Origin of the sequence: Stackebrandtia soli, assembly GCF_965137155.1 — a bacterium.
Taxonomy (GTDB): Bacteria; Actinomycetota; Actinomycetes; order Mycobacteriales; family Micromonosporaceae; genus Stackebrandtia; species Stackebrandtia soli.
Map to the genome: position 1 here is coordinate 1 of NZ_CBCRZX010000062.1, position 22,133 is coordinate 22,133.

At 65.2% G+C, this 22,133-nt stretch carries 16 protein-coding genes and 1 pseudogene; 6 read left to right on the plus strand and 11 right to left on the minus strand.

What is annotated here, in order from left to right; genetic code table 11:
* Nucleotides 1–214: 214 nt before the first annotated feature.
* Nucleotides 215–3,982 (minus strand): S8 family peptidase, encoded by a 3,768-nt coding sequence (locus tag ACM9NP_RS22270; protein ID WP_415648718.1) that lies wholly within the window; start codon nt 3,980–3,982, stop codon nt 215–217.
* A 103-nt stretch (nt 3,983–4,085) separates the two neighbouring features.
* The gene (locus ACM9NP_RS22275; RefSeq protein ID WP_415648719.1) at nt 4,086–5,135 is read right to left on the minus strand and encodes a helix-turn-helix transcriptional regulator; all 1,050 of its coding nucleotides are present in this window, start codon (nt 5,133–5,135) and stop codon (nt 4,086–4,088) included.
* A 386-nt stretch (nt 5,136–5,521) separates the two neighbouring features.
* Between ACM9NP_RS22275 and ACM9NP_RS22280 the strand changes: the two genes are divergently transcribed.
* Entirely contained in the window at nt 5,522–6,727 is a 1,206-nt protein-coding gene (locus ACM9NP_RS22280; protein WP_415648720.1) for an alpha/beta fold hydrolase, read from the plus strand.
* Between the two features lie 36 nt (nt 6,728–6,763).
* Here the strand turns inward: ACM9NP_RS22280 and ACM9NP_RS22285 are convergent, their stop codons facing one another.
* Both ACM9NP_RS22285 and ACM9NP_RS22290 read right to left on the minus strand, forming a co-directional pair.
* On the minus strand, nt 6,764–7,474 hold the full coding sequence (locus ACM9NP_RS22285) for a hypothetical protein (RefSeq protein ID WP_415648721.1): 711 nt from the start codon (nt 7,472–7,474) through the stop codon (nt 6,764–6,766).
* Between the two features lie 390 nt (nt 7,475–7,864).
* Nucleotides 7,865–8,476, minus strand: a complete 612-nt coding sequence (locus ACM9NP_RS22290; RefSeq protein ID WP_415648722.1) for a hypothetical protein — start codon at nt 8,474–8,476, stop codon at nt 7,865–7,867.
* A 610-nt stretch (nt 8,477–9,086) separates the two neighbouring features.
* Between ACM9NP_RS22290 and ACM9NP_RS22295 the strand changes: the two genes are divergently transcribed.
* On the plus strand, nt 9,087–10,283 hold the full coding sequence (locus ACM9NP_RS22295; protein WP_415648723.1) for a hypothetical protein: 1,197 nt from the start codon (nt 9,087–9,089) through the stop codon (nt 10,281–10,283).
* Nucleotides 10,284–10,341: 58 nt separating this feature from the next.
* On the opposite strand, the gene ACM9NP_RS22300 is transcribed toward ACM9NP_RS22295, so the two are convergent.
* The 7 genes and pseudogenes from ACM9NP_RS22300 to ACM9NP_RS22330 all read right to left on the minus strand — a co-directional run bounded on the left by ACM9NP_RS22300 (nt 10,342) and on the right by ACM9NP_RS22330 (nt 17,162).
* Nucleotides 10,342–10,587, minus strand: a complete 246-nt coding sequence (locus ACM9NP_RS22300; RefSeq protein ID WP_415648724.1) for a hypothetical protein — start codon at nt 10,585–10,587, stop codon at nt 10,342–10,344.
* A 275-nt stretch (nt 10,588–10,862) separates the two neighbouring features.
* The gene (gene ychF, locus ACM9NP_RS22305) at nt 10,863–11,936 is read right to left on the minus strand and encodes a redox-regulated ATPase YchF (protein ID WP_415648725.1); all 1,074 of its coding nucleotides are present in this window, start codon (nt 11,934–11,936) and stop codon (nt 10,863–10,865) included.
* Nucleotides 11,937–11,979: 43 nt separating this feature from the next.
* Nucleotides 11,980–12,234: a hypothetical protein gene (locus tag ACM9NP_RS22310; protein ID WP_415648726.1), complete on the minus strand. Its 255-nt coding sequence runs from the start codon at nt 12,232–12,234 to the stop codon at nt 11,980–11,982.
* 51 nt (nt 12,235–12,285) lie between these two features.
* Nucleotides 12,286–13,182: a hypothetical protein gene (locus tag ACM9NP_RS22315; protein WP_415648727.1), complete on the minus strand. Its 897-nt coding sequence runs from the start codon at nt 13,180–13,182 to the stop codon at nt 12,286–12,288.
* Nucleotides 13,183–13,655: 473 nt separating this feature from the next.
* Nucleotides 13,656–14,417, minus strand: a pseudogene (locus ACM9NP_RS22320) (succinate dehydrogenase/fumarate reductase iron-sulfur subunit); the annotation flags it as partial.
* Between the two features lie 2 nt (nt 14,418–14,419).
* The gene (locus ACM9NP_RS22325; RefSeq protein WP_415648728.1) at nt 14,420–16,342 is read right to left on the minus strand and encodes a fumarate reductase/succinate dehydrogenase flavoprotein subunit; all 1,923 of its coding nucleotides are present in this window, start codon (nt 16,340–16,342) and stop codon (nt 14,420–14,422) included.
* A gap of 10 nt (nt 16,343–16,352) precedes the next feature.
* Entirely contained in the window at nt 16,353–17,162 is an 810-nt protein-coding gene (locus ACM9NP_RS22330) for a hypothetical protein (RefSeq protein WP_415648729.1), read from the minus strand.
* Nucleotides 17,163–17,927: 765 nt separating this feature from the next.
* Here ACM9NP_RS22330 and ACM9NP_RS22335 point away from each other — a divergent pair.
* The 4 genes from ACM9NP_RS22335 to ACM9NP_RS22350 form a co-directional block, all read left to right on the plus strand.
* Nucleotides 17,928–19,529, plus strand: coding sequence for a peptide ABC transporter substrate-binding protein (locus ACM9NP_RS22335; protein WP_415648730.1), 1,602 nt, complete (start codon nt 17,928–17,930; stop codon nt 19,527–19,529).
* Nucleotides 19,530–19,745: 216 nt separating this feature from the next.
* A complete protein-coding gene (locus ACM9NP_RS22340; protein ID WP_415648731.1) occupies nt 19,746–20,750 on the plus strand; it encodes an ABC transporter permease in 1,005 nt (334 codons plus the stop codon).
* The gene (locus tag ACM9NP_RS22345) at nt 20,743–21,690 is read left to right on the plus strand and encodes an ABC transporter permease (RefSeq protein WP_415648732.1); all 948 of its coding nucleotides are present in this window, start codon (nt 20,743–20,745) and stop codon (nt 21,688–21,690) included. The genes ACM9NP_RS22340 and ACM9NP_RS22345 overlap by 8 nt, the downstream gene beginning before the upstream one ends.
* A 14-nt stretch (nt 21,691–21,704) precedes the next feature.
* On the plus strand, nt 21,705–22,133 hold a 429-nt coding region (locus ACM9NP_RS22350), incomplete at its 3' end, for an ATP-binding cassette domain-containing protein (protein WP_415648733.1).

Below are 22,133 nucleotides of genomic sequence, written 5' to 3' on the forward strand. Positions count from 1 at the left end.
GCCTGCCGGGAGCACATCCGGCAGGCCCNACGGGGTTCGCGCGATGGGGNTCNCGCCTCACGAGAGTGAGGTTCGCGCGATGGGGTTCACACCCCACGAGACGGGGTTCGCGCGATGGGGTTCGCGCCTCACGAGGTTGGGTTTAATCGCGCCCGTCGAGGTTCGGACTGTTCACATCGCGCCTGTCGAGGTTGGGTTTGCATTGCGCTGGCGGCTACTTGAGCCCGTATGCCTTGATGATCGTCTGCTCGGTCTTGTTTCCGGCGTCGTCCCACACCGTGACTCGCAGCGACACGGTGCCGCTCGTCTTCGACAGCTTGGGGTGCTTCACGGATACGGAGTGCTCGCCGTCGCGGCCGAGCTTCACCTTGTCCGCGTCCGACCAGGTGGAACCGTCGTCATAGGACACTTCCACCTCGACCTGCGTGACGCGGGCGTCACCGCGGTAGCCGTCCGCGCGATCGGTCGTCACGTCGAAGGAGAACTTCTTGTCCGCCTTCGCGCGGTTGAGGTCGTCCAGGTCCATGTCGTATCCGACGAGGATGACCGGCAACGCCGCACAGGCCGAACCGCCACTGAACGCCTCCTCGCATCCATCCACTGTGCCCTTCTTCGGGCCCTGCGACACGAAGGTCCACCGGGTGTCCATGTACGACCCGAGTTTGGTGAAGGGGCTTTCGCGGTCGGTGGTCAGGCGGATTTGGTAGGTGGACTTCTCCGGCACCGCGAGCGTGGTCGGATCGGCGATCGGAACACCGTCCCGATGATACGTGATCGTCGATTGTGGAGAAGTACCGTAGTGTGTCGGGTCCGAGTCGGCGAAACTCGACGGCAGGAACGTCAGCGCGTCGCCGGTCCTGCAATAGGCGCACGGGGCCATCTGATTGGTGCCCGGACGCAGCGGTCCGCTCAACCATTCGCGTTCGTACGTCTTGCCGGCCTTGTACGTCGTGATCGGTTCGCTGACTGCTCCGTTGGAGTTGATCGAGCTGCTGAACTCCTGTTGGTAGGCCATGTTCTTCGCGTAGACGTAGTCGTCGCGCTCGACCGGGGCGTAGCTGTACGACGAGGTCTGGAACGAGGTCGTCGCGCCGGGGCGCCACGAGTGGGTGATCGCGAAGGCGACGTCACCGACGACGTTTCCGCTGATCTCGTTCTCCAGCTTGGCGAAGTCCCGCTTGCGCGTCTTCTTCGTCAGGTCGTCGGGAACCGAACCGGAGTAGTCGAACGGGATGAGGTAGGTGTACGAACTGTCCAGCCGACCGTCGACGGTGAGCGAGAAGGAGTCGCCGTCCGCCAAGGCGGAGCGGAGCCGCTCGCCGTCCTCGTACGCCACCCCGTACAGGGGAACGTCGGGGTGCGAGCCGAGGTAGAGCAATTGGAGGAACTCGGGTTCCGCCGTGGTGAACAGCGTCGCGACCGCGCCGTGGTCGATCGCCCTGTCGGCCTTCGCCACGGACAACTGACCCGTGATGACGGCCATCTTTCCGGTCACGTCGACATCGGCGTAGGCGGCCTCCTCACCGTCGCCCACCGATACCGCGGTGTACTTCCGTTTGCCGTCGACGCGACCTGTGAAAGCGGTCGTGATCATGTCGATGTCGTGGGTCTCGCGTCCGACCTTCAACTCACCGGAGACGATCGGCTCGCGCAACAGGACGTCGGCGTTCACATCGAAGGTGCCGTGCGTAGCGACGGTCTCGCTCGGGATGATGCCGAACCTCGCGTTGCTGAAGGACACGGTGTCATAGTGTCCAAAGGTGATGCCCCGACCGTCGGCGCGCTCGCGCGTCACCGCCAGGTACACCGACCCGGCCTTGAGGTCGCGTTTCTCGTCGGTGACTCGCGGGTCGAGATTCCGTGCCTTGCGGCCGTCCACATCGAGCGTCATGTCGTCGGAGATGGTCACCTCCGGTTCGAGGAAGTAGTCGATCGAGGCCGTCAAGGGCATCTCGGGGTCGACATCGTTGAGCTGCACGAAGACGGCGTACACGCCGGCGGGGACGGGGATCGTCACCTGTGATCCGCGCGGGACGTAGTGGCTGTAGACGACGCCCGCCTTGCCCGCGACGTCGATGACATAGACCCACGCGTTATCGGGTGCGTCGCCGAGGCGGTTGGTGAGGTTGAGCGTCAGGTTCTCTCGGGGCACCTCCTTGAGGAACGCCACGGCGGTCTGGACCCGCGTGCCGTCGGCTTCCGCCACGAGATAGCCGTTGTACTGGCCGTACTCGTCGGCCGTGGGGTCCAAAGTGATCGTCACGTCCGCGGTGCCGTTGGCGGGCACCGTCACGGTGTCCGTCGACAGCGCGACGCCCTCGACGGGTACGACCTCGCGATCGAGTTCGAGCGACAGGTCGAGGACCACGTCCGTGTCACCGGTGTTGGTGTAGGTGACCGTGCGGGTCAGTGCGGCGTCCTCGTCCCGCACGACGCCGAACGAGGCGACGCCGGTCGCCGTGATGGCCGAAGCCACCGTGGTCCCGACGTCGAGAATCCCGCCGCCCTGCTCGAACACGCTGTGCTCCGGCAGGGTCCGCGCGGTCGAGACGAGCGCGTCCTTCAGTTCGGCGGCCGTCCACTCCGGATGCTGCTGTTTGAGAAGTGCCGCGGCGCCCGCGACGTGCGGCGTCGCCATGGAGGTGCCGTTGGCCGAGGTGTAGTGCTCGTCGACCGGCGTTCCCATGCTCGTTCCCTCGGCGCGCGCCGCCACGATGTCGACGCCGGGCGCGGTGATCTCGGGCTTGACGCCGTTGTCGCCGGGGCGGGGGCCCTTGTTGCTGAACGACGCGAGTCCGTCCTGTTTGTCGCTGGCGCCGACCGTCAACGCCAGCTTCGCGATGCCCGGCGTGCCAAGGTATCCGGTCAGACTGTCATTTCCGGCGGCGATCACGAAGAGCGCGCCCGAGGACGCAGACAGCGCGTCGACGGTTTCACTCACCAGGTCCGATTCGGATGCCGTCTTGACGCCCAGGCTCATGCTGACGATGTCGGCGCCTTCGGCGACGGCCCATTCCATCCCCGCGATGATCCCCGACCACGGACCGTTGCCGGAGTTGTCGAGCACCTTCCCGATGAGAAGATCCGCGCCGGGGGCGACTCCGGTCATCGCGCCGTCCGCCGCCGCGCCGTTGCCCGCGACCGTGCTGGCGACGTGCGTGCCGTGTCCGTGCAGGTCCTGAACGTCCTGACCCTCGATGAAACTGTGTGATCCGATGACGCTCTCGGTGAGATCGGGATGATTCGGATCGTAACCGGTGTCGAGGATTGCGACGGTGACTCCATCACCGTCGAAGCCGGCGTCCCACGCGTCGGGCGCGCCGACGAGCGGCACGCTCTCGTCCAGCTGGACTTCCATCTTGGCGTCGAGCCAGACGCGTTCGACGCGGTTGTCCTCGACGTCGGCGTAGAAGTCGTCCGCCTTCGCCTTGTCCACGGTGGTGGCCGCGGAACCGAGGGAGTTCAAGGCAAGGACGTCGCCGGTCGCGGGCAGACCGTCCGTCCGCCTCGCCAGAGTCGAGGTCGAGGGGGCGTCGGTGTACTCGACGATGACTGGAAGGGCGTCCGTCGAGGCGTCATCGTAGCCGTAGTCGACGAGCCGGGTGACGTTGAAGAGTTCACGATCGAGCAGACCGTCGGCGATGCCGACCTCGACCCCGTCGGGGTAGACGTACAGCTCCCCATCCATGGTGGTCTCGGTCCGGAAGAGCGACGAACCGGTCGGAGAAGGTGACACGCCGACGGAGGTCCTGCCGTCGGGGTTGGTGCGGACGTTGACCTTGTCGCCGGTGATCAACGTGACCGAGGCGTTGCCGGGCAACGCGTCCGGCCATTCGACGTCGGGGGCCGAATCGGTCACCGGGTCCAGCGACTCGATCGGTTCGGCGGTGGCGGGTGTGGGCGACAACGCCACCACCATGGCGGCGGCGAGACAGCCGACGCCGGCGCGTCTCCGCCACGCGCGTGAAACAGGGGATCTCACGAATTTCCTCCTGAGGGGCGATATGTGCAGCCCGATGCTTCAGGAAGTGTGAAAGATCTTCAATAGTTGACGGTGGCAACCAGTTGCCTTTGGCATGAAGAGGTCATCCAGTGGATTGACCTGCATCTATGTTCCGGGAGGCTGTCAAGATGTCGGCCTGACGCAGTCCGCTCGCGCGCCACGGGGCCCGTATCCAGCCGAGTTGCGCGGCTTGGAATCCGAGCTGCATGCGGGTTTCCGCGCCGGCCCTGTCCATCAACATTCGCACGCGTCGGCCGACCGTACGTTTGGCGATGCCGAGCTGTCGGCAGATCGACTCGTCGGTGAACCCGGACAGGAGCAGCAACAGAAGCTGACTGTCCTCGGCGGACAATTCAGAGTGGTCTGTTCCCGTGCCACCCGGGGTGTCGTCGATCGGAAGGGCGTACAGCCACAAGATGTCGAACAGTGACAGAATCACGTCGAGCAGCGGCGACTGGTGGATGAGGAACGCTCCGCACCGACTCGGGATGATGTGCCGTTGCTGCGGGATGATCGCGTACGACCGGTCCACGATCAACATCTTTCCGGGAGTGTGGTCGAGCAACCGGGCCTGTTCGCCGGCGGCGGTGAACTTCGCGACACGTTGGAGGCCGCCGGGCGCCTCCAGGGCCAGCCGGTCGTAGATCGTCCGATAGACGACGCCTGTCGCCATCTGCTCGATCTGCATGGGGTTGCTGTCGTCCACCGTCAGGTACGGTGGCGCGTCGATGATGAGGACTTCCCGCTCCGCCTGACTCTGTACTTCGGACAGCCGGCTGCTCACCGACAGGCCCGGCAGGGTCTCGACCAGCGGGTCGTCTTCGCTTGGCACGTCACGGAACCGGGCGGCGAGGGCGTTGAGTTCCAGCCGAGCCTGGTGCAGTTCTCGGCTGCGTTCGAGCAGGAGCGTTCGTCCCGTCAAATCGGGTGGGGAGGCGATCAGCAGCCCGGGCTTCGCCGGATCCGTGACCAGCAGACCGATCCGGAGTAGCGCCTCGACAGCGTTGTCGATTGTGGTCGATGGCAGGCCGGTCAAGGCGGACGCGTCGGCGATGGGCAAGGTCCGATGCTCGGCGACCACCCGGTAAACCGTCGCCTCCATCGGGCTCAGCCCGAGCGCTTCCAAGCCCATCCTTGGAGTATGTCCGCGTGCGTGGCGCAGGTCATGTACCGCTGGTCGCATACGTGACGGGGCTATCTGCAACCAGGTGACGTAGCGGCCCTGGAGTGAGGGGTGATGCGACCCGGTGATCCAGTTGTCCTCGATGTCCGGCATCGACCGATGTGGGCGCATACCAAGAAATCAGGCGGTTGGGGCACTGTCCACATATGTCCAGGTCAAGAGGTGGACCGTGTCGCCATGACGGGTCGCGCCCCGTCGAGGTGTCCGTCATTGAGGCATCACGGACTGTCGATACTCCGGAGTAATTCGCGGGTTCGGGAGGTCGGCGGCGAGAATCATTGAGCCCCAACGGGAACTGCCTTGCGATTTACTGCCCGATGTGGTGGGTTAGACGGATGCGCATCAGACCCGCCACCGCAGACGACGTCGACTTCCTGACCGATGTCGTCGTCATCGCGACGCGCGACCAGGGGCGTTGGGACCCCGACATTGACGAGGCGGCGTTCCGTCGGGGCTTCTCCCACTGGACGAGCCAGCTGATCCTCAACGGAGGCCATGGGAACAGCATCAGCGTCATCGAGGTCGACGGCCTTCGCGCGGGTCGGCTTCGGGTCGAGCGGGGTCGGGGTCGGCTCGATCTGGCCGGGCTTCAGCTCCTGCCGGAGTTTCAATCGAACGGCGTCGGAACGGCGATCATCAACGAGCTCAAGCGGGAGGCGGCGTCGGCCGGCATCCCCATGACCCTCGGTGTCGAGTCGGACAACCCCCGCGCCGAGGCTCTCTACCAGCGCCTGGGATTCCGGTACATCGACGTACGGGACGATGATCGCGAACTCGGCTGGAACGCCGCCCCCGGAAGGCACCCCGTCGAGGCGCGGGACGGCAACGTCCTGTCCGTCCATATAGGTGGCGACGCCACGGCCGCGACGACGGTACTCCAGCTTTCGGGCGGCCCCGGCTGCGTCAACTACCTCGCCGACCTTGCCGAGGGCGCGCCCGTCCGCGTCATCAGTCCCGATCCGCGCGGAGTCGGCGGCAGCGATGGACGCCTCTTCGGCATCGACCCGTCCATCGAGGACCTGGAGGATCTGCGACGGTGGCTCGGCATCGATCGCTGGACGGTCGTCGGTCACTCCTTCGGAGCCGACCTGGCGGTCATCTACGCGTTGCGGCATCCCGAAGCCGTGACCGGCGTGATCGCGGCGTGCGGAACCGGGATCCAGAACGATCGGGACTGGAAGGCGGCCTACGACGCGGCCAAGGACGTCGAGGCGCCGATCGTCGCCTTCGATCCGCTGGTGCACAGGGTCATGCTCGAGGACTGGCGCGAACTCATCAAGGGACCGACGCTGCTGCGCGAGCTCGCGACAATGGACACTCCGGTGCGGTTCGTCCTCGCCGAGCGCGACATTCGTCCATCATGGCCGATAGAGCAACTGGCGGCCCTGATTCCGGGCGCCACCCTCGATGTCGTTCCCGAAGCCCCGCATGAGTTCTGGCACAGTCACCCCGACCGCTGGCGGGCGCTGTTGCGATCGACGGCCGCCGCCGCCCCGATCATCCCGCGTCAACGTCAACGCAAGCGAACCGCCAAGTTGTGACGGCTTGTTCGCCGCCGCGTCTCCTGGGGGCTCCAATTAGGACGCGTAGTCGGCGCAGGCGGTCGCCAGGCCGTCGCCGACGGTTCCGTCGTCCATGACGGCCAGGACCTCGGCGGTGGCCTTCAACGCCCACCACACTCGTGGCGCCTCGGCCCAGTCCTCGCGCAGTGACTCGTAGACGTCGGGATTGTCCACAAGCAGCTCGGCGTCGGTGATGAGTCGTTCCTCGGTCTCGGCGGACGCGCAGCGTTCCTCGTCGAGAGTGGGGGTCTTCGCCAGCGGCGCGACGGTCGTGAGGTCGAAGCGCGCCATGCCGTCCTCGGTCTCGTCTTCCTCCACGGTGAACTCTCCGCGCAGGGGAAGCCACGTGTGCGCACCGTCCAGTGGCAGGACGGCCGCGTCGACGATCAGCTCGTAGTCGCCCTCGTCCCGGACCGTCGGGGGGAATGTGACGGCGATCCGATCGTCGTCCCTTTCGCTGAGATCGTCGGCACCGCGCACTCGAACGAGGAGGACGTCGAGCTGGACGGTCCGCCCGTCATGGTCGCTGAGGAAGCCGTGCATGCTTGCCACCCCCGGGTCGTCACCGCTGCCGGTGTCCACGGACTCACGGAACACGTCCGGGGCGGGTGCCTCGGTTGGACCCGACTCGGGCTCGACCCTCGGCTCGCCCGAGGCGGAGCAACCGGTGAGTGCCGAACCCATCAGCGCGAGGACGGTGGTGGTGACGGTCGTCGTTCTGCGCAAGGCGTTCCTCCAGAATGCTGGTCAAAGCCTAACGTGATTCGGCAAGCGAGGAAGCCCTCGGGGAACCGGTCCACACCAACATATTCCGCAGTGTTTGTCTCATCCGATACGCTGTCCTAAAGCGAATGAGACGACCCGTCCGTTCACAAGCGACAATGCGGGAGGCGGTGATGCCGATGCGTCGCGGGGCCGCCGTTGGGCGGGGCTGACGCGCGAGGCGGCCCGACCGCGTTACCGCGGTTCGAGTCGTCGTCCTCGGGTTCTGCCACGTGTTGCGCCGGAAGTCGACCGTCCTTCGGGGCTTTTCGGCTGGGAGGCGGGTGCCGACGCTTGCGCGGCGTCGGTCTGCCGCCCGCTTCATTGAAGGCCGGAAGCCGCGTTCGTGACATCTCATTCGTCCGGAAACGAGAGCGGCCACGACCAGACCACATCGGCGGCATTTCGCTCTTTGACGATCCGTCGACATCGTGACGCCTCGCGTTTCGTTCCCGCGTTGCGCGGGCGATACCAGACCCAGTCTATCGGGACAATGTGGAGAGCCAGCGTCTCCAGCGCGTGTGGCCGATCGACCGAGTGCACGAGCACCACGGCAAAGCGCTGGATGCACCACAGGCATTGCCACGGCGGTTCGGTCCCGATGGCCCCGGCGTCAGCGAGCTTCCGACCGTATCCGTCCGCGGCGTCGAGCTTCAGTTCCGAATGGAAATCGTCACCCCCGTAGAGGTGGACGCACCTGCGCCGCAGGCCGTGACTGATAGCCGGCAGGCGCTCGGCTCCTCCGGAATCGCCGCCTTTGCGCGCGGAAGCCACCGCGAGCGGGAAGATCGCGTACTTGCCCCGGTCGATCACGGGGGAACCGAGATCTGTCCACTCCGGAGTCTTATCGGTGGCCCGTTTGCCTAGAACACGTTCAAGCGCGTGCATGATCGACAGGCCGTTCGAAATCCGCTGCTCGATGTCGAGATCGATCTCGACATTGATCTCGATCTCGATCTCGTTCACGGGGACCCTGCCTCGACCGCGAGCTCGTTCCGCGTGATGCCGAGCCCCTCGACGGGTGGCCGTGTCGACGGGGCGATCATGACCAGCGCCCGAGCTCGGCGTCGATACGAGGATCCGCGCGAATCCACTCCCGCTCGACGTCGTTGTCGTCGCTGAAGGTCAGTGGTCTCATCGCCATCCTTAATCGGTCGGGCTACGGATTCTCTCTTCAAGGTCGCATGCGCGGTATCGTCCTGACGGCGGAGGGCCGGCAACTCGGCGCTCCAGTCGATACAGGTCATGGCCTTGCCGGGTCATGAATCGTCTCGCGGACGGCATGTCACACAAAAGCCGTCCGACTCGCACCGATGAACGAGCGGAGGGCTCATCCGCGACGAGGAGACGCGGGCCGCGCCGCTTGAGCGGACCGACGTGACCGCGTCGGCGAAGGCGCGCCACTTGGCCGCTCGACCTTCCACCTGGGAGCCTTCTCCAGGAACGCTTCCGGCGCCATCGCGAGGATGCCCGACAGCCTGAGGATTGACCGGGCACCCTGGTTCGCCCGATTGGTCGCGCATCTCACCCCACCTGGACGAGCGTCGGATCAGCTCGCCGGGCGGATAATGGTCGGGTGGAACGATGGCGAACGAACACCCGGCTTCCGGGAATCCTCGACGCGCTCGGCCTGTCCGAAGAGGATCCGGCCGTACGTCGGTTGGCCGACGCGTTCGGAGGTGATCCGGTCGTGGTCAGGGAACGACTTGTCGGCGAGCCCGCCCGTCGGTCCCGGCGGCTGCTGTTCGCCTCCGGTGGGGAGATCATCCTGCACGACGGCACGGTCGCGGCGGTGCTTCTGCACCTCGCGCCGACGTCGGCCGCTCCGCGCGGGCTCGACCTGTCGGAGTGGATCACGGGCGCCGACAACGACGCCACCCTTGACGACCTCAAGGAGGCCATCGAAGCCCCACGTCACTTCGAGGGGTTCGGAAGGCCGTATTTCACGCTCGACGGCGGATACGCGCGGCTCGGTTTCAGGGACAACCGCGGTTGGAACGATCCGGGAAATCTTCTCACCATCACCGTCCAGGAGCCCGGTCTGGCCTGCCGCCCCGAGGACGACGACTGCCCGAGCTGCGGCGATCTCCTCGTCCGCCCGAGCAACTCGGACGATGGCATCGATGTGGACGGCACCGTCAGCGCTCTCACGGAGGCACTCGGAGCCGGTCTGCTCACCGAGGACGCCCATTGGGTCAAGCTCGCCGACCTGCGGCCGATTCACGCCTCCGGGCTCATGGAACGGGTGGAGAGCCAGCTCACGTGCACCACGTGCAGGCGGATCATCTGCTTCACCCTGTTCCGAGACTCCTCACCGACATTCGGGTTTTACGTCTTGGACGCCGCGAGGCGACGACCGCTCGAAGCGATCCCGCCCGTCGAGCAGTGGGGCGACGCGACCAGGATCGCCGAGGACCGCGACGCGATGCGCTACGTCGACCACGAGCCCGGGGCATGGTTCCTCGTCGAGCAGCAGGGCGTCCTCTACCTCGACGCCAGGTACAGCTACAGCGCGATGATCGATGATTCCGCCCTGATCCGCCTCGATGAGTCCGAAATGGAGGGATATCGCACCGGCGGCCACGATTATCTGTCGCAACTCGCCAAGCGCATCCACAACAGCGCCCCCTACAAGGAGGAATCTCCCTATCACCAGAGGGATCTGTTCCGCGGCCAGGACGGCAAGAAGTACCGCGAAGCGGTCACCGCCGCGATCGTCAATCACACGTGGATCGCGCGGCAACGCCAGACGATCACCCCGACTGAGACCTGACCAGGGCGATTCGAGCGACCCCGCGCTGCCCTCGCTCGCGTGCGGAGTGAGGGCTGAGTCAGTCGCTGAGCCGAGTTCGCACGGCCTGCCACTGCTCCCAGCACCGCTCCGGGTCGAGGTCGGCGTAGCCCCGCTGTTCCGCCATCGCCGCTGCCAGCGATCGCGGCAACCGGATACAGGTCGCGTCATCACGCACGCCGAGGACCTCTTCCTCGGTGAGGGGAACGCCCTTCGAGCGCTCGGCAGCCAGCAGGAGCGCGATCAGTGGGGGCGAGAACTCGAGCACGAGGTCGTCGTCGGTCATGGCCGACATCGTAGGCGTTGAGAACCGACGCTTCGTCCCGACAACCGGCAGACCGGAGAGCACGACCAGGTGACCAACCGGTGTGTCAGGAGCATGCAACGGGATGTACAACGCGTTGCGTCAATAACGCCAGACGTCGAACCGGAACTTCACCACGTCTCCGCGGCTATGGCCATTTCCACCATTGACGTCGTTCCGTGGGCGGTTCCTTGGCCCACGCCCAGAAGGTGGCGCTGATCCACGCGGGCATTCCTTGGGGCAAGGTCCGGGTTCGGCTACGTGTTGTGTCGGAAGTCGACCACGTCGCCGTCCTGCATCACGTACTCCTTGCCTTCGATGCGGACCTTGCCTGCGGCCTTCGCGGCCGCCATCGAACCCGCCTCGACCAGTTCGTCGAAGGAGACGATCTCGGCCTTGATGAAGCCGCGCTGGATGTCGGAGTGGATCTCGCCCGCCGCCTCCGGCGCGCTCGCGCCCTGACGGATCGTCCAGGCGCGGGACTCCTTCGGGCCCGCCGTCAGATACGTCTGCAGACCGAGCGTGTGGAAACCTATGCTGGCCAGTCGATCCAGGCCCGGCTCCTCTTGGCCCGTCGACTGGAGCAGTTCGAGGGACTCCGCGTCGTCGAGGTCGATCAGCTCCGACTCGAACTTCGCGTCGAGTAGGACCGCGTCGGCCGGGGCGACGAGCGCCTTCAGCTTCGCGGCGAGGTCCTCGTCCGCGACCTGGGACTCGTCGACGTTGAAGACGTACAGGAACGGCTTCGACGTCAACAGGTGCAGTTCGTACAGCGGCTCGGTGTCGATGCCCGACGCGAAGATCGTCTGACCGTTGTCCAGGATCTCGCGGGCGACCTTGACGGCCTCGATGATCGGCCGCCGGTCCTTGTTCATCCGCGCCTCTTTCTCAAGGCGCGGCAGTGCCCGGTCGATCGTCTGGATGTCGGCGAGGATCAGCTCGGTGTTGATCGTCTCGATGTCGTCGGCGGGGGAGACTCGACCGTCGACGTGGGTGACGTTGCCGTCTTCGAAGACGCGCACCACCTGGCAGATCGCGTTCGCCTCGCGGATGTTCGCGAGGAACTGGTTCCCCTTGCCGAGGCCCTCGCTCGCGCCCTTGACGAGACCGGCGATGTCGACGAAGGTGACCGTCGCCGGGAGGATCTTCTGCGAGCCGAAGATCTCGGCTAGCTTCTCCAGCCGTGCGTCGGGTACACCCACCACACCCGTGTTCGGCTCGATCGTCGCAAAAGGATAGTTAGCGGCGAGAATCTCGGAACGGGTGAGCGCGTTGAACAGCGTCGACTTCCCGACATTGGGCAGCCCGACGATACCGATGGTCAGTTTCACCCGTCGATGGTAGCCGGGCGACGACCCTCACCTTCGCGCCGGATCAGTCGGCGAGGACCTCGTCGATCGTGGTGGCGTCGAGGGCTCGGCGTAGCCACGTCGATAGTCGGTCGGGGTCGGTGCAGCTGAGGATCTGGTGGCGGTGTCGAGCGTCGGTGGGGATGTTGCGGGCGTCGATGATCTGGAGAACGGACTCCGCCTTCCCTTCCGCTTTTCCTTTCGCGAGCCCCTTGGCGAGCCCCTTGCGGACGAACTTCTCGGTGAACTCGCTGTGGTATTCGCCGGTCGTGGTCGTCATGGGTTCCTTTGGCGCACGCTGGGAGCCAACGGTCGGTCGGCCACGTCGGGATCAGTCGGTGAGAATCTCATCGATCGTGGTGGCGTCGAGGGCTCGGCGTAGCCACGTCGAGAGTCGGTCGGGGTCGGTGCAGCTGAGGATCTGGTGGCGGTGTCGAGCGTCGGTGGGGATGTCGCGGGCGTCGATGATCTGGAGAACGGACTCCGCCTTCCCTTTCGCGAGCCCCGTGGCTTCCCCTTCCGCTTTTCCTTTCGCGAGCCCCTTGCGGACGAACTTCTCGGTGAACTCGCTGTGGTATTCGTGAGTCATCGTCGCCATGAGTTTCTCCAGGTACGTGCGGGCGTGCGTCTTGAGCAGCCCGAGGACGAATTCAGTGTAATCGCGGGCCAACGTCGGATCGGTGCGTGAGAACACGATGTCCATCGTGTCGATGACGTCGTATCCGCCGGGCCGGCTGCCGTGGGTGATCGCCGACAGGGTCGCCATTTCCGGGCTGGCCGCGGGGTCGGTCGCCGACGTTAGCCGTGGGATGTGGCGCGGACCGATCGGGATCGGTGTGATCTGGGAACCGGGCGGTCCGAGCGGGATCGGGGTGGCCGCCCAGCGTGCGGTCGTGTCGTCCGCGCACAGGACGAGCAGTGCGATCGGGCAGCCGACGTCCTCGTACAGGCGACACACGTACGTCGGCCAGGTCGTGCGTTTCTTCGGGTCGGGACGGAGCTGAACCTCGACGATCACGGCCAGGCCGGGTTCGTTGTGGTCGTTGAGCAGTTCGATCGTGGCGTCGGCGCGCCGTTCGGTCGGTTGCAGGACCGAGAAACACTCCGAACGAAGTCGAGCTTCCGTGAACGGTTCGACGGGGATGTCGTCGCAGGCGAGGACGTCGGCGGCGAAGGCGGGGCGAGACCGGAACAAGGCCACGAGTACCTCGTGGAGCGATGACGGCATGACGGTTACGTTAGGTAATCATCGTTCGTCGATGTGATGGTGAGCGGATGCCATCGACGTGCGTGATATGCAAGGGCCGCAAGCGATATCGACGGCGCTGTGTTTCCGCGAAGAGTCTCGATCGCTGACGACGCCCACCGGCGCCGACGCGTCGCGATCCTCTGTGCACGGTGTTCGGAAACCGAACGCGACGCCGGGTCGGAAAGGGACCTGTTGTTGGCCTCCGGTGATGACATTGATTCCCGCTGATATGCGGCAGTCCCGCCAGGGCACCTGCTGAGCTTTCGGGCAGTCCTCCGAGGTCCATGACCCGGACGGACGCATGATCGAGTCGGGTTGGGCGTAGTTCGTGAAGGTCGGGGTGGTGGCCCCAGCCACGAGGAGAGCGTCCGAGACCAGGTCTCGGACGCTCTCCTCTTCATATCGCGGGACGTCGACGGCCTACCGTGTCCGCCGACTCGTCGACGACGCTATTGATTGATCTGGTCGCGGCGGAAGATCTTGCGGCCCAACCAGGTGACGGGGTCGTACTTGCGGTCGACGACGCGCTCCTTCATCGGAATGATCGCGTTGTCGGTGATCTTGATGTGCTCCGGGCAGACCTCGGTGCAGCACTTCGTGATGTTGCAGTAGCCGAGGCCCTGGTCGGAGTGGGCGTGTTCCTTGCGGTCGTCACGGGCGTCGAGCGGGTGCATGTCCAGCTCGGCGGCGCGGATGAACATACGCGGCCCGGAGAAGTTCTCCTTGTTCTCCTCGTGGTCGCGAACGACGTGGCACGTGTTCTGGCACAGGAAGCACTCGATGCACTTGCGGAACTCCTGCGAGCGCTCCACGTCGACCTGTTGCATCCGGTACTCACCGGGCGCCAGGTCGGCGGGCGGGGCGAACGCCGGCATCTCGCGCGCCTTCTCGTAGTTGTACGACACGTCGGTGACGAGGTCGCGGATGACCGGGAAGGCGCGCACCGGGGTGACGGTGATCGTCTCGGTCTCGGTGAAGGTGCTCATCCGGGTCATGCACAGCAGGCGCGGTCGGCCGTTGATCTCGGCCGAACACGAGCCGCACTTGCCGGCCTTGCAGTTCCAGCGGACGGCGAGGTCCGGCGCCTGGGTCGCCTGAAGTCGGTGAATGATGTCGAGCACCACTTCACCTTCGTTGACCTCGACGTCGAAGTCGTTCAGGCTGCCGCCCTCGTCGTCGCCGCGCCACACGCGGAAGTGGCGGGTCGTGCCCATCGTCAGTCACCGTCCTTTTCGGACAAAGCCGCGGTGGCGGCGTCGTATGCTTCGAGTTCTTCTGCGGTCAGGTATTTGGAGAGCTCGGCGCGCTCGAACAGCGCCAGCAGCTCATCCGTCATCGTCGGCACCGGTTGCCGCTTCAGGGTGATGTTCGGACCGTTCGACGAGCAGATCAGATTGACCTTCCGCCAGTTCGGGTCCATGGCGGGGTTGTCCTCTCGGGTGTGCCCGCCGCGCGACTCGGTGCGTTCGAGCGCGGCCTTCGCGACGCACTCGGACACGGTCAACATGTTGCGGATGTCGAGCGCGAGATGCCAACCCGGGTTGTACTTGCGGCCGCCCGTCGCGCGGACGTTCTTCGCGCGCTTCTTGAACTCCTCCAGCTTGTCGATCGCCTCCTCGAGCTCGCCCGCGCGGCGGATGATCCCGACGAGGTCGTTCATGACCTGCTGGAGTTCGTGCTGAAGCGTGTACGGGTTCTCCGCGCCCTCCGGGAGCGCGTCGAGCAGGAGCTCCGACGCCGCGTTCTTGACGGACGCGAGCTCGTCCTCGTCGACGCGAGGCCGTTCGGCGAGCCCGCCGACGTAACGCGCGGCGTGCTCACCGGCGCGCTTGCCGAACACGAGGAGGTCCGACAGCGAGTTGCCGCCGAGCCGGTTCGAACCGTGCATTCCGCCCGCGACCTCACCGGCCGCGTACAGCCCGGGGACCTTCGACTGCTCGGTGTCGGGGTCGACCTCGACACCGCCCATGACGTAGTGGCACGTCGGCCCGACCTCCATCGGTTCGGCCGTGATGTCGACGTCGGCGAGCTCCTTGAACTGGTGGTGCATGCTCGGCAGGCGCTTGATGATCTGCTCGGGCTTCATCCGCGTCGACACGTCGAGGAAGACACCGCCGTGCGGCGTCCCCCGTCCGGCCTTGACCTCGGAGTTGATGGCGCGGGCGACCTCGTCACGGGGGAGCAGTTCGGGTGGGCGTCGGTTGTTCTCGGGGTCGGTGTACCAGCGGTCGGCCTCCTCCTCGGTGGTCGCGTACTGGGCCTTGAACACCTCGGGGATGTACTCGAACATGAAGCGCTTGCCCTCGCTGTTGCGCAGGACGCCGCCGTCACCACGGACCGACTCGGTGACGAGGATGCCCTTCACCGACGGCGGCCACACCATTCCCGTGGGGTGGAACTGGACGAACTCCATGTTGACGAGCGTCGCGCCGGCCCGCAGCGCCAAGGCGTGACCATCCCCTGTGTACTCCCAGGAGTTCGACGTGACCTTGAACGACTTGCCGATCCCGCCCGTGGCGAGGATGACGGCCGGCGCCTCGAACAACACGAACTCGCCCGACTGGCGGTGGTAGCCGAACGCCCCGGCGATCCGGCCCTCGTCGAGCAACAGCTCCGTGATCGTCGTTTCGGCGAAGATCGCGAGCTTCGACTCGTAACCACCACCGTCCCGCTTGTCCTCCTGCTGGAGGGACACGATCTTCTGCTGCAGGGTGCGGATGAGTTCGAGCCCGGTCCGGTCGCCGACATGCGCCAACCGCGGATACTCGTGACCGCCGAAGTTGCGCTGGCTGATCTTCCCGTCCGGGGTCCGATCGAACAGCGCGCCGTAGGTCTCGAGCTCCCAGATGCGCTCGGGGGCCTCCTTGGCGTGCAGCTCGGCCATGCGGAAGTGGTTGAGGAACTTTCCACCGCGCATGGTGTCGCGGAAGTGGACCTGCCAGTTGTCCTTGGAGTTGGCGTTGCCCATCGCGGCGGCGGCGCCGCCCTCGGCCATGACGGTGTGCGCCTTGCCGAACAGGGACTTCGAGATGATGGCGGTCTTCTTGCCCGCCATGCGCGACTCGATCGCGGCGCGCAGCCCGGCGCCGCCGGCCCCGATCACGATGACGTCGAAGGAGAGACGTTGGATGTCAGACATTTCGGCTCCCTTAGTTGAAGATTCGGATGTCGCTGAACACGCCGGCGGCCAGCAGCCATATGTAGGCGTCGGCGATCATCACCGAGAACATCGAGAGCCACGCGTACAACTGGTGCCGTTTATTCAATTTGGACACTTGCGTCCACATCCAGTACCGGATGGGGTGCTTGGAGAAGTGGGTCAGGCGCCCGCCGACGATGTTGCGGCAGGAGTGACATCCCAGGGTGTAGGCCCAGATCAGCACGACGTTGACCCACAGGATGACCGTGCCGAGTCCGATTCCGAAGCCGCCGTCGCGCCCGTGGAAGGCCAGGAACGCGTCATAGGTGAGGACGCCGCCGACGAGGACCGCCGCGTAGAAGAAGTAGCGGTGGACGTTCTGGAAGATCAGCGGGAAGCGGGTCTCGCCCGTGTACTTCTTGTGCCCGTCGGGAACCGCGCACGCGGGCGGGGACAACCAGAACGACCGGTAGTAGGACTTGCGGTAGTAGTAGCAGGTCGCCCGGAATCCACCGGGCAGGACCAGGATGATCATCGCCGGGCTCATCCAGCTCGGAAGCTGCGGGAACGGTTGACCCAGGAAGTGGCTCGACCCGGGGACGCAGCTCTCGGCGAGACACGGCGAGTAGAACGGCGCCAGATAGTGGAAGCTCTCGACCCAGTAGTCGCCGTTGTAGAAGATTCGAACGAAGCCGTAGATCAAAAACGATGCGAGACCGATGAACGTCAACAGCGGCGTCAGCCACCATCGATCCGTTCGCAACGTGCGCTCCGAGATCGCCGCGCGGCGATTCGACGGTGGCGCGGTCGTGCTTGTCATGGTGTGCGCTCCCTCGCGCGTATTCGGGTGAGCCGCGCTCGTCGAATACGCGACCTGACTCGCGTCGACCGGGAACGGCGAGACGGGCAGCCGTCGGTCACGCGTCGGGGCGTGGCTCGCTGGTTACTGCAAGCCCGCAGGATATCCCCCACAACGTGACGCAAATCGCACGCCCCGCCGGGTACTGGGTGGCGCTCATCTCATTTGGGCGTTGACCTGGATCGATGTCCGTATGACGTCGATCACGTCACCTGTTCGTCCTCAGTGGTCATGCGTGGGATCGGGGCGGGTCCTTCGGCGTCGCGTGTGGTCGGCCATCGAAAAGCCGTCCCTATATCACATTCTCGGCCGAACTCTTCTGACCAAATGTCCAATCAAGCTGTCAAATTTGACGAGGGTCGCGTGCGCGATGTGGCGCGTGTTGGCGCGCCATGCCCGAATTATCTGTTTTACTCGGTGGATATCGGGGAGGTTGGTCGTCAACCTGAGGTGAAGAGGGGGGTTGGGGTGACGAACGGTGACATTGAGTGCGGGCGTCTATTGGGTATTGCTTGACATCAATGTCATGTGCTGGCAGGCACTTCGTAGCTGAATCGTTATCGTACGGTGTGGTTTTTGGTGCCGGAGTGGCGAATTCGTGGGCTAACTTTTCCCGAACGCGGACTTGTGTGAAGGGGTCCGCGCATCACCAATGCCCGGCCTGGCTGTCGTAGCCCGACGGACTTCGGTGAAGCCCGAAGAACTACTAACCGAGGAGACGTGAGGATGCGTACTAAGCGCGTCATTACCACCATCTCCGCTCTCGCCCTGGCCGGTGCCGGTCTTGCGGCGTGTGGCGGCGGAGATGGCGGCGACGGTGGGTCGAGCAATGGCGAACTCCGCATGCAGCTTGGCGAGCCGAAGAGCCTGATCCCGCCGAACATCGGCGAGTCCGAGGGCGGCGAGATCGCCGAGCGCGTGTACGCCGGGCTCTACAGCTATAACAACGACGGCACCTTGAAGCCGATCATCGCCGACGGTGAGCCGACGTCGGAAGACTCGAAGACCTGGACGATCAAGCTCAAGGAGGGTTTCACCTTCCACAACGGTGAGCCCATCACCGCCGAGACCTTCGTCAAGTCCTGGAACTACGCCGTCGACGGCACCAACGCCAACGTCGGCGCGTACTTCTTCTCGCAGATCGCGGGCTACAACGAGATGCAGCTCGGCGCGGACGGCGAAGATCCCGAAGCCGACACGCTCTCCGGTGTCAAGGCCGTCGACGAGTCGACCCTGGAAGTCACGCTGACCGACCCGTGGATCGCCTTCCCGGTGACGCTCGGATACTCCGCGTTCATGCCGCTGGCCGACGCGTGCCTCGAGGACATCGACGCGTGCAACGAGGAGCCCATCGGCAACGGTCCGTTCAAGATGGACGGCAAGTGGGACCACAACCAGGGCATCACCGTCGTCAAGTGGGACGACTTCAAGGGCGAGCAGCCCTCGATCGAGAAGATCAGCTACAAGATCTACACCGGTGACGCCACCGGCTGGCCCGACTTCGAGGCCGGCAAGTTGGACATCGGCGCGCCGACCGCCACCGACTACGAGGCCGCCAAGGCCAAGTACGGCGACGCGATGCGCGAAGAGGACGCCCCGTCGGCGTGGGGCCTCGGCTTCCCCGTCTACGACGACGTCTTCGCCGACGCGGACGTCCGCAAGGCGTTCTCGATGGCGATCGACCGTCAGGCCGTCATCGACGGTCTGTTCCAGGGCCGCTACACCGTTGGTAACTCCTACACGCCGAGCGTCATCCCCGGCTACTTGGAGAACACCTGCGGCGAGGCCTGCGCCTTCGACCCGGACGGTGCCAAGGCACTGCTCGAGGAGACCGACTTCGACACCTCCTCGACCGTCGAGCTGTGGGTCAACTCCGGCCCGGGTAGCGACTACCTGAAGGTCATCGGCGACCAGCTCAGCGAGAACCTGGGCATCCAGTACGAGCTGAAGACGCTGGAATGGCCCGACTTCCTCGAGAAGAAGCAGAGCCAGGAGCTCACCGGTCCGTTCCTGACCGGTTGGATCCCGGACTACCCGCTGAACCAGAACTACACCGCGCCGCTGTACGCCGATGGTCCGAACAACGACTTCGGCTACCTCGGTGAGGAGTTCGAGGCTCTGCTGGCCGAGGGCGACCGCGCCGAGACGCTGGAAGACGCGATCACCAAGTACCAGGAGGCCGAGATCGCTCTGGCCGCCGATCTGCCGATGGCGCCGCTGTGGGTCACCCGCACCGCCACCGTCCTGGGCGACAACATCGACCCGGCTTCGTTCGAGCGCAACCCGATCCTGGGCGGCATCGACATCATCAAGCTGAAGTTGCAGTAGCACACCGTGGTCCGGTCGCCCCGAACTCGGGGCGGCCNCACTTCCAGCTGACGTGAGTTCTTTCCGCTCTTTCGACCGAAGTCCACTCACCGCAGCCAACCGGTGACGCCCGGGTCCGTTCGTTCGCACCCGCGTCGCCCATCCACACACAATCTCGTCCCCCGCGCCGTTCTCGCCGGGGACATGGGAAGCCTCCACCAGGGAAGGACAGCTTTCGTGGGGCGTTACGTGATACGGCGGCTGCTGCAGGCGGTGTTGACCTTCGGGTTGGTGCTCTTCCTGCTGCATTACCTGCTGTCACTGGCGATTCAAATCAACGGGAACCCGACGCGCACGTTTTTCGGAGACAAGCCCGTTACCGAGCAGCAGCTCGCAGCCGTCGCCAAGAAGTTCGGCCTCGACGATCCCTGCCTGGACCAGCTGGGCGATCCGTGCCTGGGCATGTTCAAGCAACGCATGAGTGACTGGTTCACCCTCGACTTCGGTACGAACTTCCAGAACCAGCCTGTTGTCGACTCGATCCAACAGGCGATTCCGCCGACTCTCACCCTGTTCGCGATCAGCACAGTCATCTGGGTGCTCGTCGGTGTCACCGCCGGTGTCATGGCGGCCCTGCGCCGCGGCCGGTTCACCGACTACCTGGTCCGTATCGCGACCGTCGGCGCCGTCGGCGTCCCGACCTTCCTGTTGCTGATCCTGACGCAGCAGATCATCGGTGTCGAGGTCGGAAACTGGGCCCGCGAGACCTTCGGCCGAGAATCCGTCCTGGCCATCATGTTCCAACCCTCGTACGACTTCGAGAATCCGTTCCTGTCGTTGTTGGTGCCGGGAATTCTGCTCGGGGCGTTCGGCATCGCGAGCATCACGCGGCTGTCGCGAACGAGCATGTTGGAGAACCTGCGCGCCGACTTCGTGCGGACGGCGAAGGCGAAGGGCCTCACCTCGTCCCGCGTCACGATCGTCCACACTCTCCGGAACTCGTTGATCCCGGTCGTCACGCTCATCGGTTTCACCCTCGCCGACGCGCTCGGCGGTGCCGTCATCACCGAGGGCATCTACAGCATTCCCGGCATGGGTGGCCTGGTGTTCCGGGCGACCCGAGAGAACGACCTGCCGGTGGTCATCGCGGTCGTGGCGATCCTGTCGATCACGTTCATGGTGGTGACCTTGCTGATTGACCTGCTGTACGCCGTGCTCGACCCAAGGATTCGTTATGAGTGACCTCAACGAACGCGTCGAAGAGACCATCGACTCGCATCAGGCGCCCGACTACAAGCCGGAGCGAGCCGCCAGCCTGTGGGGCGACGCGTGGCGCGACCTGCGCAAGCGGCCGTCCGTCATCATCTCCGGCCTGGTGATCCTGATCGTGATGGTGATGGGCTTCTTCCCGGAGCTGTTCACCAGCGTCAACCCGAAGAGCTGCAACATCGCCCTGTCCAAGCAGGGGCCGACGGAGGGACACCCGTTCGGGTTCTCCGCCGAGGGCTGTGACTACTTCGCGCAGACGATCCACGGCGCCGGTCCGTCGATCAAGCTGTCCCTGCTGGTCGTGGCGGGAACGCTCGTCATCGGCGGCCTGTTCGGCATCATCGCCGGCTACTACGGCGGCTGGATCGACGCGGTGTTCTCCCGCACCGTCGACGTCTTCAACTCGATCCCGTTCCTGTTGGGCGCGATCCTGTTGCTGACGATGTTCCGCGACGTGAAGGTCCCGTTCCTCGGTGCGCAGTTGCAGGCGATCCTCCCCGCCGTCATCACGCTGATCATCTTCGGCTGGACGTCGACGATGCGCCTGATCCGGGCCAGCGTGATCGAGGCCCGCGGGCTCGACTACGTCCAGGCGGCCCGGTCGCTCGGAGCGTCGAACTACCGCATCATGTTCCGGCACATCATGCCGAACGCGATCGCCCCCGTCATGTCCCTGATCCCGCTGTCGATCGCCAGCATGATCTCGGTGGAGGCGACGCTGTCCTTCCTGGGACTCGGTGTCCGGAAGCCGTCGATCACCTGGGGAATCATGATCGACGACGCGGCCGGCTGGTTCTCCGCCGGCTATCAGATGCTGCTGATCATCCCCAGCGTGTTCCTGGTGCTGACGGTGTTGTCGTTCGTTCTGCTCGGCGACGCGGTCCGCGACGCCCTCGACCCGAAACTGCGTTAGGCAGGAGGCAATTCATGATGGCGAAAGCGGATACCGCCCAGTCTGACAAGTCCTATGTGACCCGACTGCCTGGCTACGACCCGAAGGCCCCCCTGTTGGAGGTCGACGATCTCCAGGTGGAGTTCCACACCCGTGACGGCGTCGCCAACGCCGTCAACGGCGTGAGCTTCGAGCTGTCCGAGGGACAGACGCGGGCGATCGTGGGTGAGTCGGGTTCGGGTAAGAGCGTGACGGCGCAGGCCATCATGGGCATCCTCGAAATGCCGCCCGCGAAAGTCGCGGGGGGCGCCGTGAAGTTCCGGGGCGTCGACCTGCTCCCACTGTCCTTCAATGAGCGACGCAAGATCCGCGCGAATCATATTGCGATGGTTTTTCAGGATGCGTTGTCGGCGTTGAATCCGGTGTGGACTGTTGGTTTTCAGTTGGGGGAGTTGTTCCGGGTT

Bases quoted from the DNA above. Each gene is read 5' to 3' on its own strand.
- ACM9NP_RS22345 (WP_415648732.1), top strand. From the start codon at position 20,743: ATGAGTGACCTCAACGAACGCGTCGAAGAGACCATCGACTCGCATCAG.
- ACM9NP_RS22275 (WP_415648719.1), bottom strand. From the start codon at position 5,135: ATGGGCTTGGAAGCGCTCGGGCTGAGCCCGATGGAGGCGACGGTTTAC.
- ACM9NP_RS22310 (WP_415648726.1), bottom strand. From the start codon at position 12,234: ATGACGACCACGACCGGCGAATACCACAGCGAGTTCACCGAGAAGTTC.
- ACM9NP_RS22315 (WP_415648727.1), bottom strand. From the start codon at position 13,182: ATGCCGTCATCGCTCCACGAGGTACTCGTGGCCTTGTTCCGGTCTCGC.
- ACM9NP_RS22325 (WP_415648728.1), bottom strand. From the start codon at position 16,342: ATGTCTGACATCCAACGTCTCTCCTTCGACGTCATCGTGATCGGGGCC.
- ACM9NP_RS22280 (WP_415648720.1), top strand. From the start codon at position 5,522: ATGCGCATCAGACCCGCCACCGCAGACGACGTCGACTTCCTGACCGAT.
- ACM9NP_RS22330 (WP_415648729.1), bottom strand. From the start codon at position 17,162: ATGACAAGCACGACCGCGCCACCGTCGAATCGCCGCGCGGCGATCTCG.
- ACM9NP_RS22300 (WP_415648724.1), bottom strand. From the start codon at position 10,587: ATGACCGACGACGACCTCGTGCTCGAGTTCTCGCCCCCACTGATCGCG.
- ACM9NP_RS22335 (WP_415648730.1), top strand. From the start codon at position 17,928: ATGCGTACTAAGCGCGTCATTACCACCATCTCCGCTCTCGCCCTGGCC.